The sequence below is a fragment of the Pelomonas sp. SE-A7 genome, from assembly GCF_030345705.1.
Classification (GTDB): Bacteria; Pseudomonadota; Gammaproteobacteria; order Burkholderiales; family Burkholderiaceae_C; genus JAUASW01.
In genome coordinates, this window is sequence record NZ_JAUASW010000002.1 from 800,592 (window position 1) to 814,097 (window position 13,506).

Below are 13,506 nucleotides of genomic sequence, written 5' to 3' on the forward strand. Positions count from 1 at the left end.
GACAGCAACGGGCGGGAGTCTGAAGGCCTTGCAGCCTGCCAACAACCCCCCTTAGGTGGGACCGCTCGCCAGGCTTGCGGACAAAGCGTGCGCTAGTCGGCAAATGCCGTGAGGCTTTCCTCACGAAGCAGGTCCTTGGCCTGCTCGAAGTCGGGCAGGACCGAACGCACCACGGCCCAGAAGCGCGGGCTGTGATTCATCTCGCGCAGATGGGCCAGTTCATGGGCCACCACATAGTCGATGGTGGCCGGCGCGTAGTGGATCAGGCGCCAGTTCAGGCGCACCGAACCATCGGCACTGGCACTGCCCCAGCGGGTCTGTGCCGAGGACAGGCGCAGCGACTTCATGCTCACGCCCAGCGCCGCCGCGAAATGCTCGCAGCGGGCCTGGAACAAGGGCTTGGCCTGGCGCTGCAGCCAGCCATGGACGGCATCGCGGATCTGTGCAGCTTCGGCCGCATGCGGCAGGCCCACGGCCAGCAGTTGCAGCCCGCCTTCCACCTGCGCATCAAGCAGGCGCACACCATTGAGCTGCGGCTGCAGCGAGAGGATCAGCTTGCGACCCAGATAGGGCAGCTCGCCGCCCTCACGCCATTCGACCCGTGCGGCCTCAAGGCGACGCCGGCGTTCCTGCTGCTCGACCAGTTTGCGCAGGATCCAGTCCTGCTTCTGCACCAGGGCGGTCTCGATGTCGGCGATAGTGACCCAGCGCGGCGCGCTGACCTTGAGCCCATCGGGATTGACGACGAAGCCGATGCTGCGCCGGCGCGCGCGGCGCAGCTCGTAGCCGACGCGATGCTCGCCGAGCAGCAGCTGGCGGCCGCGCGGCGCCGCGGGCCCGGCTTCGCGCGCTGGCGCGGGCGGGACGACCGCTTCGGTCTCGAACAACGGCAACTGGGTCTGCAGCAGGCCGGCGAGTTTCTTCAGCATGGCCTTGATTCTGTCCTGTTGTGCCGGCACTCAGGTGGCCAGGGCATCCTGACGGGTCGCCGTCGGCGCATAGGCCTCGGGATCCAGACGCTGCATCTCGGATTCGATCCAGGCCTCGACCTCGCGCATCAGCTCGGCCGGCTCGCGATCGGTCGACGCAATGGGCTTGCCGATGGAGATGTCCACCACGCCCGGCCGCAGCAGAAAGCTCTTGCGCGGCCAGCAGCGGGCCGAGGTGGCGGCGATGGGCACCACCGGCACGCCGGTCTCGATGGCCAGCCGTGTGCCGCCGGTCTTGTACTCGCCCTTCTTGCCGCGGGCGATGCGCGTGCCCTCGGGGAACATGATGACCCAGATGCCGCGCGCCGCCAGCTTCCTGCCCTGCTCGGCCACCTTGCTCCAGGCCTGGGCGCGCTTGCTGCGGTCGATGTGGATCATGTCGGTGCGGCCTATGGCCCAGCCGAAGAACGGGATGTAGAGCAGCTCGCGCTTGAACACATAGGCCAGCGGATGCGACATCAGCGTCGGGAACGCAAAGGTCTCCCAGGTGCTCTGGTGCTTGGCCAGCAGGACCACGGCCGATTCGCTCTGCTCGGCGCTGGGCAGGTTGTCCATGCCCTGGACGCGCCAGCGCACGCCGCAGATCCAGCGCGCCCCCCAGATTGAAAGCCGCAGCCAGAACACGCAGGTCCAGTAGACCGGATTGCCCCGCACGAAGACCGACACCAGCAGCACGGCCAGGGCCACGGGAACGACCGTCACGGCCAGCCAGACGATGAACAGCGCCGAACGCAGCGCATGCAGGAGGATCATTCGCTCAAGTCTCCGGGGCGGCTCTCGGTGCCGCCGGTTTCGCCGCGGGCGCGGCGGTCTTCCTGGATCAGCCATTCGGCGAAATTCGCCAGGCTGTCATGCACCTGGCTGCCCGGCACCTGGGCCAGCAGCGCGTCCACGGTGGCCTGGTCGGTCGAGGCCAGGCGATCACCGCGGACCAGGTGCGGAATGCAGCCGGCCGCATGGGCCGTCTGCAGGTCTCGCAAAGAGGCGCCAACCATGTGGACCTGGGCCAGGGCCACGCCGAAGCGCTCGCCCACCTGCTGCAGCAGGCCCGGCAGCGGCTTGCGGCAGCTGCAGCCCTCGTCCGGCGTGTGCGGACAGAAGAACACGGCGTCGAGCCGCCCGCCCTTCTCGGCCAGCAGCTGGTTCAGCCGCAGGTGAACCGCATTCAGCGAGGCCATGTCCAGCAGGCCGCGGCCGATGCCGGGCTGGTTGGTCGCCATCACCGTGTGCCAGCCCGCATGGTTGAGCCGGGCCACGGCTTCCAGCGCGCCGGGCAGCGGGCACAGCTCGTCGGGCGACTTCACATGGTCGTCGCGGTAATGGTTGAGCGTCCCGTCGCGGCCCAGGATGACCAGCTTGGTGCCGTGGCCGTGGTCGGAACGCATGCCCATCTTGCTCAGCTCCTCAGGCCGCCAGGCGCGACAGGTCGGCCACGCGGTTCATCGCCTCGTGCAGGCTCTTCAGGAGGCCCAGGCGGTTGGCGCGCAGCTGCGGGTCTTCGGCGTTGACCATCACGTCGTCGAAGAAGGCATCGACAGGACCCTTGAGCGCTGCCAGCTCGCTCAGCGAGGCCGCGTACTCGCCGTTGGCAAACATGCCGTCGGCCAGCGGCTTGACCGTGGCCAGCGCATTGGCGAGCTGCTGCTCGGCCGCTTCCTTCAACAGCGAAGGAACGACCTTGGCTTCGACCGGCGTCTCGACCTTCTTCAGGATGTTGGCGATGCGCTTGTTGGCCGCGGCTAGCGAAGCGGCTTCGGGCAGGGCCGCAAAGGCTCGCACGGCCGCCAGGCGACGCGGCACTTCACCCAATCGCGCGGGCGCCAGCGCCAGCACGGCCTCGACCTCCTGCGCGCTGTAGCCCTGCTCGCGCAGGCTGACGGCCAGGCGGTCGGCAAAGAACGTGAGCATCGCCTCGCTGGGGTTGTTGATCAGCTCGCCGAAGGCCGGACGCGCGGCCTCCAGCAGGGCCGGCAGTTCCAGCGGCAGGTTCTTCTCGACCAGGATGCGGATCACGCCCAGCGCATGGCGGCGCAGCGCGAACGGGTCCTTGTCGCCGGTGGGCAGCTGGCCGATGCCGAACAGGCCCACCAGGGTCTCCAGCTTGTCGGCCAGGGCCACGACCGTGCCCGTGTGGTTGCGCGGCAGCGCGTCACCGGCAAAGCGCGGCTTGTAGTGGTCCTCGATGGCGATGGCCACGCCGTCGCGCAGGCCTTCGTGGCGGGCGTAGTAGCCGCCCATGATGCCCTGCAGCTCGGGGAACTCGCCGACCATGTCGGTCAGCAGGTCGGCCTTGGCCAGCACGGCGGCCTGCTGCACCTTGCTGTCCAGCACCTCGAACTCGTCCTTGGCCTCGACCGTGTACGGCAGGGTCGCCATGCGCAGCATGTTGACGATGGCATGGGCAATCGCGCGCACCCGCTCGACCCGCTCGCCCTGCGTGCCCAGCTTGCCGTGGTAGACCACCTTGGCCAGGCCCGGCACGCGGTCCTGCAGCTTCTTCTTGCGGTCCTGGTCGAAGAAGAACTTGGCGTCGGCCAGGCGCGGACGCACGACCCGCTCGTTGCCACCGGTCACAGCCGAAGCATCGGCCGGACGGATGTTGGAGACGACCAGGAACTTGTGGGTCAGCTTGCCCGCCGCGTCGAGCAGCGGGAAGTACTTCTGGTTGGCCTTCATCGTCAGGATCAGGCATTCCTGCGGCACGGCCAGGAACTCGGGCTCGAATTGGCAGGTCAGCACATTGGGCCGCTCGACCAGGGCCGTCACCTCGTCCAGCAGGGCCTCGTCGTCTATGGGCTTGAGGCCTTGCTTGGCGGCTGCCTCGTTCAGCTGGCGCAGGATCTCGGCGCGACGCGATTCGAACGAAGCGATCACCGCGCCCTGCTCCAGCAACTGGCTGGCGTAGCTGTCGGCGCTTTCGACGTTCACGGTCTCGGCCAGGGCCTCGAAGCGGTGGCCGCGGGTCACGCGGCCCGACTTCAGGCCCAGCGCCTGCACCGGCACGATGTCGCTGCCATGCAGGGCCACCAGGCCATGGGCCGGGCGCACGAACTTCACATCGGTCCAGCCATCGGCCAGCTGGTAGCTCATCACCTTGGGGATGGGCAGCTTGGCCAGCGCTTCGTCCAGCGCCTTCTGCAGACCCTCGGACAGCGTGGCACCGGCCAGCTGCTGGTCCAGGAAAAGGGCCTCGGCCTTGCCATCGGGCGCACGCTTGAGCTGCGGCACCACGCTGGCATCGGCACCCACCGAGGCCAGCTTCTTCAGGAGAGCCGGCGTCGGATTGCCCGAGGCATCCAGCGCCACGGCCACCGGCATCAGCTTGAGCTGCACGGACTTGTCGGCGGCCTTGGCGGCCACGGCAGTCAGATGCAGGCCCAGCCGGCGCGGCGAAGCGAACGAGGTTGCGACGGCCGAGGCGCCCGCCAGGCCCTGGGCCTTGAGGCTGTCGGCCAGCACGCTCGCGAAGGCCTCGCCCAGCTTCTTCAGGGCCTTGGGCGGCAGCTCTTCGACGAACAGTTCGATGAGCAGGTTCTTTTCCATCGTCGTCATGGCTCAGGCCGCCTTCTTCTTCTCGATCTGCGCGATCACTTCGTCGGCCCAGGCCTTGGGCGCCATGGGGAAGCCCAGGCGCGCGCGGCTGTCCAGATAACTCTGGGCCACGGCACGCGCCAGGTTGCGGATGCGGCCAATGTAGGCGGCGCGCTCGGTCACGCTGATCGCACCGCGCGCATCCAAGAGGTTGAAGCTGTGGCCGGCCTTGAGCAGCTGCTCGTAGGCCGGCAGGGCCAGTTGCTGAGTCATCAGGTGCTGGCTCTGCTTTTCATGCGCGGCGAAGGCGCCCAGCAGGAAGTCGACGTCGCTGTGCTCGAAGTTGTAGGTCGACTGCTCGACCTCGTTCTGGTGGAACACGTCGCCGTAGCTGATGCCGTCGGTATAGACCAGGTCGTAGACGCTGTCCTTGCCCTGCAGGTACATGGCCAGCCGTTCCAGGCCATAGGTGATCTCGCCGGTGATCGGCTTGCAGTCGATGCCGCCGACCTGCTGGAAGTAGGTGAACTGGGTCACTTCCATGCCGTTCAGCCAGACCTCCCAACCCAGGCCCCAGCAACCGAGCGTGGGGTTCTCCCAATCGTCCTCGACGAAGCGCACGTCGTTCTTCTTCAGGTCGAAGCCCAGGGCCTCGAGCGAGCCGAGGTACAGCTCCAGGATGTTGGCCGGGGCCGGCTTCAGCACCACCTGGTACTGGTAGTAGTGCTGCAGGCGGTTGGGGTTCTCGCCGTAGCGGCCGTCCTTGGGGCGGCGGCTGGGCTGCACATAGGCGGCCTTCCAGGGCTCCGGACCCAGCGCGCGCAGGAAGGTGGCCGTGTGGCTGGTGCCGGCGCCGACCTCCATGTCATATGGTTGCAGCAGGGCGCAGCCTTGCTTGGACCAGTAGTCCTGCAGGGTCAGGATGATTTGCTGGAAGGTCAGCATGGATGGGGTCGCTTCTCGGTCAGACGGAGTAGGAAATCGGCCCCGATTCTACGGGCCGGGTTCAGCGCTTCCGCCGGCCGCGCCAGGCCCAGAGGATGGGGGCCAGCGCAAGGGCCCACAAGGGCCACAGGCCGACGGCGGCCAGCCAGCGCGCATAGGGCGTCGCACCCCGGCGGCCCTCGACCTCGATCTCCAGCCGGTCACGCGTTTCCACCGGCAGCCGCGCAAGCACCTTGCCCTGATGGTCGAGCACCGCGGTCGCGCCGGTATTGGTCGAGCGGATGAAGGGCCGCTGGAATTCCAGCGCCCGCATCTGCGAGAACTGCAGATGCTGGTCCTGCACCATGCGCGGCCCGAACCAGGCCAGGTTGCTGACGTTCAGCAGCAGGGTCGCGGCCTCGGCATCGTCCTGCACGCTGGCGACGAAGTCCTCGCCGAACAGGTCCTCGTAGCAGATCAGCGGGCGTATGCGCTGGCCGGCCACCGGCAGCGGGCGCTGGTGGTCGCCGCGGGCCTGGTCGTCCATGGGAATGCCCAGCGCCTTGACGAACCAGCGGAAGCCCGGCGGAATGCTCTCGCCGAAGGGCAGCAGGTGGCGCTTGCCATAGCTGTAGGCTTGCTCGGTGCCCAGGCCCAGCAGCGAATTCACATAGCCGTCCTGCGGATTGCCCAGGAAGATGCCGAGCAGCACCGGCCGCTCCGCGGCGGCCTTGCGCAACCGGGCGGCCTGGTCAGGGAAGTCCTTCTCCAGCCAGTCCATCGGCAGGGGCACGACCGACTCCGGCGTCAGCACCAGCTGGCCGCGGGCCGCCTCGATCTGGCCGACCAGCTTGTCAAGGTTGTCGGCCATCAGCCCGGCATTGAACTTCTGGTCCTGCGGCACATTGGGCTGCAGCAGCGAAACGCGGAGCTTGCCGCTGGACTCGGTGAACTGCTGCGGCAGCACCAGGCCCAGGCCGACCAGCAGCAGGGCCGCCATCAGCACCCGGCCGCTAGAGCGCAGCGCCGCCGCCACGCCGGCCGACAGCAGACCGGCCAGGGCCACGATGCCGTAGACACCGACCCAGGGCGCCCAGCCGGCCAGCGGGCCGACCGCATGGGCATAGCCGCTGGCGATCCAGGGAAAGCCGGTCAGCCATTGGGCCCGTGCCAGCTCCGCCGCCAGCCAGCAGCCGGCCCAGACCAGGGCATGGACGGCCGGATGCCGGTCGTCGCGCAGCCAGGCCGCCAGCGCCAGCGCGGCGCCGTAATACAAGGAGAGGACGAAGGCCAGCAGCAGCACGGCCGCCCCGGCCAGCACCGAGGGCAGATGGCCGAAGTCGTGCAGGCTGATGTAGAGCCACCACAGCCCCGAGGCCAGCCAGCCCAGGCCGAACACCAGGCCATGGCGGAAGGCGCGCGCCGGACGCTGGTCCCAGCTGGCATGGGCCAGCAGCGCGACAGCCAGCAGTTGCAGCGGCCAGGCATGGCCGGGCGAGAAGGAGGCTGTATGCAGAACGCCGGCCAGCAGCACGACCGGCCAGGCGCCCAAGACGTCCAGACCCAGCAGCAGTTTGCGATTGACGGCCGGCAGCATCGGACTCGCGTCAGGCGTCCGTGTCCGCGCGGGTCACCTTGAACCAGCGCACGGCACCGCCGCGAGTCAGCATGACGGCAAAACGCAGGCCGGCCAGCTCGACCACCTCGCCACGCCGCGGCACGCGGCCATGCTGGTGGGCGACCAGGCCGCCTATGGTGTCGAACTCGTCTTCCGGCAGCTGCAGCGAGAAGGCCTCGTTGACCGCCGCGATCGCGGCATCGCCGGCCACCCGCTGGCTGCCGTCGGCCAGGGTGTAGAGGCCGGATTCGCCGTTCTTGTCGTCGAACTCGTCCTCGATCTCGCCGACGATCTCCTCCAGCACATCCTCGATGGTGATCAGGCCGGCGGTGTTGCCGAATTCGTCGATCACGATGGCCAGGTGGTTGCGGTTGGAGCGGAAGTCGCGCAGCAGCTCGTTCAGGCCCTTGCTCTCGGGCACGAAGACGGTCGGCCGCAGCAGCGCCCGCAGGTTCAGCTCCGGGGCGCGCTGGATCTTCAGGAGGTCCTTGGCCAGCAGGATGCCGATGATGTTGTCGCGCTGGCCCTCAAAGACCGGAAAGCGCGAGTGGCCGGTGTCTATCACCAGGCCCAGCAGGTCCTCGTAGGGCGACTCGATGTCGAGCAGGTCCATGCGCGGCGCGGCCACCATCACATCGCCGGCGCTGAGCTCGGCCATGCGCAGCACGCCTTCCAGCATCTGCCGCGATTCGGGTTCGATCAGCTCGCGCTGTTCGGCATCGGCCAGCGTCTCTATCAGTTCGCTCTTGCTGTCCGGCCCGGGGTGCAGGAAATCGACGATGCGATCCAGCAGGCGCCGCGGTTCGGCGGAAGAAGAAGACTTCTTGTCGCCCCCTCGATGCTGAGGGGGCCGAGTAGGCTGAGGTTCGGACACGAGGACGTCGGTGCCTGAGTGGGGAGGCGGCAAGAATAACCGATTGACATTGCCCTTCCCTTGAACCAAAGTCAGCCGCCCTCATTTGCGAGGGCCTCTGCTCTCCCCTGCATTTCGACCATGTCCCAAGCCCTCATCCCCGTCACCATCCTCACCGGCTTCCTAGGCTCGGGAAAGACCACCCTGCTCAAGCGCGTGCTGACCGAATCCCATGGCCAGAAGATCGCCGTCATCGAGAACGAGTTCGGTGAAGAGAACATCGACAACGACATCCTGGTGAACGATGTCGAGGAACAGATCATCCAGATGAACAACGGCTGCGTCTGCTGCACCATCCGCGAGGATCTGCGCAGCACGCTGGCCGAGCTGGCCGCCAAGAAACGCAAGGGCGAGCTGGACTTCGAGCGCGTGGTCATAGAGACCACCGGCGTGGCCGACCCCGGCCCGGTGGCCCAGACCTTCTTCATCGACGACGAGATCGCCGAGGCCTATCTGCTGGACTCCATCCTGACCCTGGTCGATGCCAAGCATGCCGAGAACCAGCTGAACGACCGCCAGGAGGCGCGCCGACAGGTCGGTTTCGCGGACCAGATCTTCTTCAGCAAGACCGACCTGTGCGACGACGCCGCCGTCGAGGCCCTGGCCCACCGCATCAAGCACATGAACCCGCGCGCTCCGCAGCAGCGGGTGCATTTCGGCGACGTGCCCATCGCCAAGGTGTTCGACCAGCGCGGCTTCAACCTGAATGCCAAGCTGGACATCGACCCCGACTTCCTCAATGCCGACCCGCACGGCCACGACCATGATCATGACCACCATGACCATGACCATGAGCACGGCGAGCATTGCGACCATCCGCACCACCATGCGCACGACGACGACGTGAAGTCCTTCGTGTTCAAGACGGAGCGGCCCTTCAACCCTGCCAAGCTGGAGGACTTCCTCGGTGCCATCGTCCAGGTCTACGGGCCCAAGATGCTGCGCTACAAGGGCGTGCTGTACATGAAGGGCACGGACAAGAAGGTGATCTTCCAGGGCGTGCACCAGCTGATGGGCTCGGACCTGGGACCCAAGTGGCTGCCGAACGAAAAGAAGAGCAGCAAGATGGTCTTCATCGGCATCGACCTGCCCAAGGACATCCTCTTGCAAGGCCTGGAAGGCTGCCTGGCCTGAGGCTGCGCTGGGCGGCAACCGAGGGTTGCCCCTCCCCTGGCAAGCCCCAGGACGCGGCGTCAGTTTCGACCCGTACAAGCATGGCTACAATCCGCCGCGCCCGAACCTGGCAACCTAGGTGGCAAAAGCCGCTTACAAATGCCAACCGGCCCGGCTGAGCAGGTATAAAGTCCCTAGCGAGGAGACGACAGTGAGCAAGACCACGGCCCCGAAACCCACCGCCGCGCCGACAGCAAGCGCTGCGGGCCGGCCGGCCGCCAAGACCTCCAAGGCCAAGGCAGTTGCCGTCGCCGTTGAAGAAGAAGCTGTCGCACCGGCCGCAGGCAACAGCCGGTTCGCCGAACGATTCGCTCCCCCGAAGCCGCCAACGCGTCAAATGAGTAGTCCCGTGATCGAAAGTCCCCGTACCCCCGTCAAGGCCGACCCCAAGCTGGCCAATGCCTGGAAGACCAAGGCAGGCAAGGACCTGAGCGACGCCGAAGTGCTGGCCATGCCCGAGTCGGAATACATGAACGACAAGCAGATCGAGTTCTTCCGCGCCAAGCTCAACGAGCTGCGCGAAGGCGTGCTGTCGAATGCCGGCGAGACCACCGAGCACCTGCGCGAAGACACCTCCATCGTGCCGGACCCCGCGGACCGCGCCACGATCGAAGAAGAGCATGCCCTGGAGCTGCGCACCCGCGACCGCGAGCGCAAGCTGCTGAAGAAGATCATGCAATCGCTGGCCCGCCTGGACACCGGCGAATACGGCTACTGCGACGAGACCGGCGAACCCATCGGCCTGGGCCGACTGATCGCCCGCCCGACCGCCACGCTGTCGCTGGAAGCCCAGCAGCGTCGCGAGCTCAAGCAGAAGATGTTCGGCGACTGACGACCAGGAAACCAGCCATCCCCAAACGCTCGACGACCCCGCGCGCATGACTGCCCCGAAAGACGGTGAAAGCTTCTTCCGCAAGGTCGCGCGCTTCGTGGCCAACCCCACGACCGACTGGGCCGAGCTGAATTCCCGCCAGGACGACCCGGAGGCCGATGCGGCCAAGGCCGAGCTCCGGGCCATGGTGGAGCGCAAGCGGCGCAACGACTTCGTCCGCAAGCGCGAGCTGGACATGCTGCGGCGCATCCGCCGCGAAGGCCTGACCCCCGAGCAGCTGGCCGCCCTGGGCGGCTCCTCGTCGCGAATAGACGAGATGGAGCGCGGCAGCGGGGCCCGCAACAGCGGCATCGATTCCAAGCTGGAGCAGGGCCTCAAGGCCAAGATCGACCAGATCGAGCAGCAGATGGCCGGCGAGGGCTACACCGGTGCGCCCCCTCAGCAGGCGGCCCACCCGCCCGGCTTCTTCGAGACCAGCACCCGCCCCATCCATTTCGCCTCGACGACCACCGAGCCGCCGCCCGCCGAGGGCCGTGTCAGCGAGTTCTCGCCGCCCGAGGAGGCCCAGCGCCTGGTGGCGCCACCGCCGGCCGCCGCCGCAACCATGGGCGCTGGCATGTCGCCGCCGTCCAATGGTGCGCCCAGCCGCCTGCCCGACCTGCATTTCGATGTCGAGCCCAGCCTGAGCTTCAAGGCCGCCGAGCACCATCCGGCCCCGCCGCCGCCCGTTGTGGCCGCACCGCCCGGCCCCGAGTTGCCGATGCCGCCGCCCGTGTCGGCGCCGGCCGAGCCGGCCGAGCTGGTCCACGATGCCGAGCTGGACAACGCCGTCATCGCTTTCGCCAATGCCGATTACGACAGCTGCGAACGCGACCTGGTCGAGCTGACCAAGGCCGGCGGTCCGCGCAACCTGCATGCCGAGACCTGGCTGGTGCTGTTCGACCTGTACCGCGCCACCGGCCAGGCCGCCAAGTTCGAGACGCTGGCCAACGAATATGCCCAGCAGTTCGGCCTCTCGGCGCCGCAGTATTTCTCCATGCCCAAGCTGGTGGCCGAGGCCGCCCGCAGCGAGAAGGTGCCGCATGCCAAGGCCGGCGGCGTCAGCTGGACCGCCCCCGAGCAGCTGAACATAGAAGCCATCATCAAGCTGGAGCAGCGCTGCCAGATGATGCCCCTGCCCTGGGTACTGGACTGGAGCGAGCTGCGCAGCCTCGATGCCGACAGCGCCAGCCGGCTGCGCGAGCTGTTCCGCAGTTGGGCCGGCCAGCCGCTGGACATTCGCTGGATGTCGGGCGACCAGTTCCTGCAGCAGCTCAAGGACCTGGCGCCGGTGGCCGTGCGCGATACCGATGCCGCGTTTTGGATGCTGCGCCTGGAAGCCTTGCGCCTGGTGAACCGGCCCGACCAGTTCGACGAAGCCGCCATCGACTACTGCGTGACCTACGAGGTCTCACCGCCTTCGTGGGAGCCGACCAAGTGCCGCGTGCGCGTCGGCGGCCAGTCGCTGTCCACCGCCGGCATGCCACCCACCACGGTGCATGGCGGCGAGCCCACGACCTCGTTCATGGAATCGCAGATCACCGAGATGGCCCAGCTGCCGGCCCATGTGCAGCTGGAGCTGAGCGGCCAGCTCAGCGGCGACATCACCGAGACGCTGAAGACCCTGAGCAGCCAGCTGGGCGCCTCGACCACGGTGCTGATCCACTGCCCGCTGCTGATACGCCTGGACTTCATGGCCGCCGGCGACCTGCTGAACTGGGTGCTGACCCGCCGCAGCGAGAACCGCGCCGTGATCTTCGTCGAGGCCCATCGCCTGGTCGCTCTGTTCTTCGGCGCCATGGGCATCAACGAGCATGCCCGCGTGAAGGTCCGACAGGTCTAGTCGGAACCCATTGCTGCCTGCGCAATATCAAGGCGCAGGCCAGGCGTCGCGCTTAGTCTGGGCGGATGACGACAAGCCGGCATCGGATCCGCCGCTGGGGTTGGTTGCCCGCCGAGACGCCGGGGAACTCGCGCGCCCACCAGATCGCCGACCGTTGGCGCTGGCCCCTTCTGGCCGCCTTGCTTTGCACCATCCCGGCCTTCTACATCGAGTTGCTGGAGAACCTGCCGACGCCCCTCGCCGTGGCCATCTATGCGGGCGCGGCCGCACTGATGGCCGTGGCGGGCCTGCATCTGGCCAGGCACAGCGGCGAGGCGCTGAACTACTGGCGCAACAACCTGATGGACCTGATCCTGATCGTTGGCCTGCTGCTGGCCGCGACGCTGCCGCCCAGCATTGACTCGCATGCGGCACTGGCGGCCCGGCTGCTGGTGGCGTTTCTGACGCTGGCGCGCATCATCTGGGCGATCAAGTCCTGGGTCACACGCGGCGGCCTCCCCTATCTGCTGCTGCTCTCGCTGGCGGTGCTGCTGTTCAGCGGTGTCGGCTTCTGGGCGCTGGAGCCCAGGGTAAAGGGACTGGGCGAAGGCTTGTGGCTGGCATTCACCACGGCCGCCACCGTGGGCTACGGCGACCTGGTGCCGACCACTCCGGCGGCGCGGATCTTCGCGGTCTTTGTCGTGCTGCTGGGCTATGCGGTGCTTTCGCTGGTGACCGCTGCGATCGCGGCGCGCTGGGTCGAATCCACCGAACGCGAGGTGGAGCGTGACATCCTGCGTGACCTGCACGGCCAGGTGCGCGAATTGAGGCAGGAGATTCAGGCGCTGCGCGAGCGGCTGGACGCCTGAATCCCGATCGATCCCTAGAGCGCCAGCCGCTGCGCCTGCAGCGCCAGGATGCCGTCGAAGATCAGCGACTCGTGCAGCTCGTGCTCGAGTTCCAGCGCCGGCGCGACCTTCCAGCCGGCACCACCGGTCATCAGGCAGAGCGGCTGCTGGCCGGTCCTGCGCTGCAGATGCCTGTGCATGCGCTCGATGGCCCCCGTGATCGCATAGGTGCCGCCGCTGGTCAGCGCATCCGAGGTGTTGGTGGGAAATTCGCTCACTTCACCCGTTGGCACACGCAAGCCGGCCGTGCCGCCTTCCAGGGCTCGCAGCATGATGCCGTGGCCGGGCAGGATCAGGCCGCCGAGGAAATGCCCTTCCGCATCGACCGCATCGACGGTCACGGCCGTGCCCACCATCACCACCAGCAGCGGCCGGTGCTGGCCGCGGCGCTGCAGCAGCGAGCGCGCGCCTATCTGCGCGACAAAGCGGTCGGTGCCCAGGCGGCCCGGGTGGTCGTAGCCATTGCTGATGCCGCCGGCATGGGAGCTGGACACGATCCAGCGCGTTTCCAGGTCCCACAGCTCCAGCTGTTCCTCGACACGGCGGCGCACCGAATCGCCGGCCACATTGCAGCCCAGCATGCTGTGCGGCGTGGGCAGCTGGGCCCACTCGGTCTCTGCCAGTCGGTCGATGTTCTCGAGGAACACCGCCCCGTGCTGGACCAGGACGGCGCCGGGCTGGGGGGACGCATAGAGCGCCCACTTGAGCCGGGTATTGCCTATGTCGATGGCCAGGAAACTCATTGCGGATAAGGGTC

At 67.7% G+C, this 13,506-nt stretch carries 12 protein-coding genes; 4 read left to right on the forward strand and 8 right to left on the reverse strand.

The annotated features are described in order from the left end of the window. Positions 1–92: 92 nt before the first annotated feature. The 7 genes from QT382_RS17620 to QT382_RS17650 form a co-directional block, all read right to left on the reverse strand. Positions 93–929 carry a M48 family metallopeptidase gene (locus QT382_RS17620; RefSeq protein ID WP_289255391.1) on the reverse strand — a complete coding sequence of 279 codons (837 nt, stop codon included), beginning with the start codon at positions 927–929 and terminating at the stop codon, positions 93–95. Positions 930–959: 30 nt separating this feature from the next. Next, positions 960–1,742, reverse strand: a complete 783-nt coding sequence (locus QT382_RS17625) for a lysophospholipid acyltransferase family protein (RefSeq protein ID WP_502929915.1) — start codon at positions 1,740–1,742, stop codon at positions 960–962. Further along, positions 1,739–2,380 carry a D-glycero-beta-D-manno-heptose 1,7-bisphosphate 7-phosphatase gene (gene gmhB / locus QT382_RS17630; protein ID WP_289255392.1) on the reverse strand — a complete coding sequence of 214 codons (642 nt, stop codon included), beginning with the start codon at positions 2,378–2,380 and terminating at the stop codon, positions 1,739–1,741. The genes QT382_RS17625 and gmhB overlap by 4 nt, the downstream gene beginning before the upstream one ends. 13 nt (positions 2,381–2,393) lie before the next feature. Then, positions 2,394–4,532, reverse strand: coding sequence for a glycine--tRNA ligase subunit beta (gene glyS / locus QT382_RS17635; RefSeq protein ID WP_502929918.1), 2,139 nt, complete (start codon positions 4,530–4,532; stop codon positions 2,394–2,396). Between the two features lie 12 nt (positions 4,533–4,544). Continuing rightward, the gene (glyQ, locus tag QT382_RS17640) at positions 4,545–5,465 is read right to left on the reverse strand and encodes a glycine--tRNA ligase subunit alpha (RefSeq protein WP_289255394.1); all 921 of its coding nucleotides are present in this window, start codon (positions 5,463–5,465) and stop codon (positions 4,545–4,547) included. Positions 5,466–5,526: 61 nt separating this feature from the next. After that, positions 5,527–7,041 carry an apolipoprotein N-acyltransferase gene (gene lnt / locus QT382_RS17645; RefSeq protein ID WP_289255395.1) on the reverse strand — a complete coding sequence of 505 codons (1,515 nt, stop codon included), beginning with the start codon at positions 7,039–7,041 and terminating at the stop codon, positions 5,527–5,529. Positions 7,042–7,051: 10 nt separating this feature from the next. Then, on the reverse strand, positions 7,052–7,936 hold the full coding sequence (locus tag QT382_RS17650; RefSeq protein ID WP_502929916.1) for a CorC family transporter: 885 nt from the start codon (positions 7,934–7,936) through the stop codon (positions 7,052–7,054). A 120-nt stretch (positions 7,937–8,056) separates the two neighbouring features. On the opposite strand from QT382_RS17650, the gene QT382_RS17655 reads away from it, so the two are divergent. From QT382_RS17655 to QT382_RS17670, 4 genes are all read left to right on the forward strand, one after another. Beyond that, complete coding sequence (locus tag QT382_RS17655; protein WP_289255396.1) at positions 8,057–9,109, forward strand: CobW family GTP-binding protein; 1,053 nt, start codon at positions 8,057–8,059, stop codon at positions 9,107–9,109. Positions 9,110–9,263: 154 nt separating this feature from the next. Continuing rightward, complete coding sequence (dksA, locus tag QT382_RS17660) at positions 9,264–9,980, forward strand: RNA polymerase-binding protein DksA (protein ID WP_502929919.1); 717 nt, start codon at positions 9,264–9,266, stop codon at positions 9,978–9,980. A gap of 46 nt (positions 9,981–10,026) precedes the next feature. Then, complete coding sequence (locus tag QT382_RS17665) at positions 10,027–11,862, forward strand: hypothetical protein (RefSeq protein ID WP_289255398.1); 1,836 nt, start codon at positions 10,027–10,029, stop codon at positions 11,860–11,862. A gap of 65 nt (positions 11,863–11,927) precedes the next feature. Continuing rightward, entirely contained in the window at positions 11,928–12,710 is a 783-nt protein-coding gene (locus QT382_RS17670; RefSeq protein WP_289255399.1) for a potassium channel family protein, read from the forward strand. A gap of 14 nt (positions 12,711–12,724) precedes the next feature. On the opposite strand, the gene QT382_RS17675 is transcribed toward QT382_RS17670, so the two are convergent. Further along, the gene (locus tag QT382_RS17675; RefSeq protein ID WP_289255400.1) at positions 12,725–13,492 is read right to left on the reverse strand and encodes a type III pantothenate kinase; all 768 of its coding nucleotides are present in this window, start codon (positions 13,490–13,492) and stop codon (positions 12,725–12,727) included. Positions 13,493–13,506: the final 14 nt, after the last annotated feature.

What these genes read in the sequence shown, in the direction of transcription:
- QT382_RS17620 (WP_289255391.1), bottom strand. Translation starts at nt 929, where the DNA reads ATGCTGAAGAAACTCGCCGGCCTGCTGCAGACCCAGTTGCCGTTGTTC.
- QT382_RS17625 (WP_502929915.1), bottom strand. Translation starts at nt 1,742, where the DNA reads ATGATCCTCCTGCATGCGCTGCGTTCGGCGCTGTTCATCGTCTGGCTG.
- gmhB (WP_289255392.1), bottom strand. Translation starts at nt 2,380, where the DNA reads ATGGGCATGCGTTCCGACCACGGCCACGGCACCAAGCTGGTCATCCTG.
- glyS (WP_502929918.1), bottom strand. Translation starts at nt 4,532, where the DNA reads ATGGAAAAGAACCTGCTCATCGAACTGTTCGTCGAAGAGCTGCCGCCC.
- glyQ (WP_289255394.1), bottom strand. Translation starts at nt 5,465, where the DNA reads ATGCTGACCTTCCAGCAAATCATCCTGACCCTGCAGGACTACTGGTCC.
- lnt (WP_289255395.1), bottom strand. Translation starts at nt 7,041, where the DNA reads ATGCTGCCGGCCGTCAATCGCAAACTGCTGCTGGGTCTGGACGTCTTG.
- QT382_RS17655 (WP_289255396.1), top strand. Translation starts at nt 8,057, where the DNA reads ATGTCCCAAGCCCTCATCCCCGTCACCATCCTCACCGGCTTCCTAGGC.
- QT382_RS17665 (WP_289255398.1), top strand. Translation starts at nt 10,027, where the DNA reads ATGACTGCCCCGAAAGACGGTGAAAGCTTCTTCCGCAAGGTCGCGCGC.
- QT382_RS17670 (WP_289255399.1), top strand. Translation starts at nt 11,928, where the DNA reads ATGACGACAAGCCGGCATCGGATCCGCCGCTGGGGTTGGTTGCCCGCC.
- QT382_RS17675 (WP_289255400.1), bottom strand. Translation starts at nt 13,492, where the DNA reads ATGAGTTTCCTGGCCATCGACATAGGCAATACCCGGCTCAAGTGGGCG.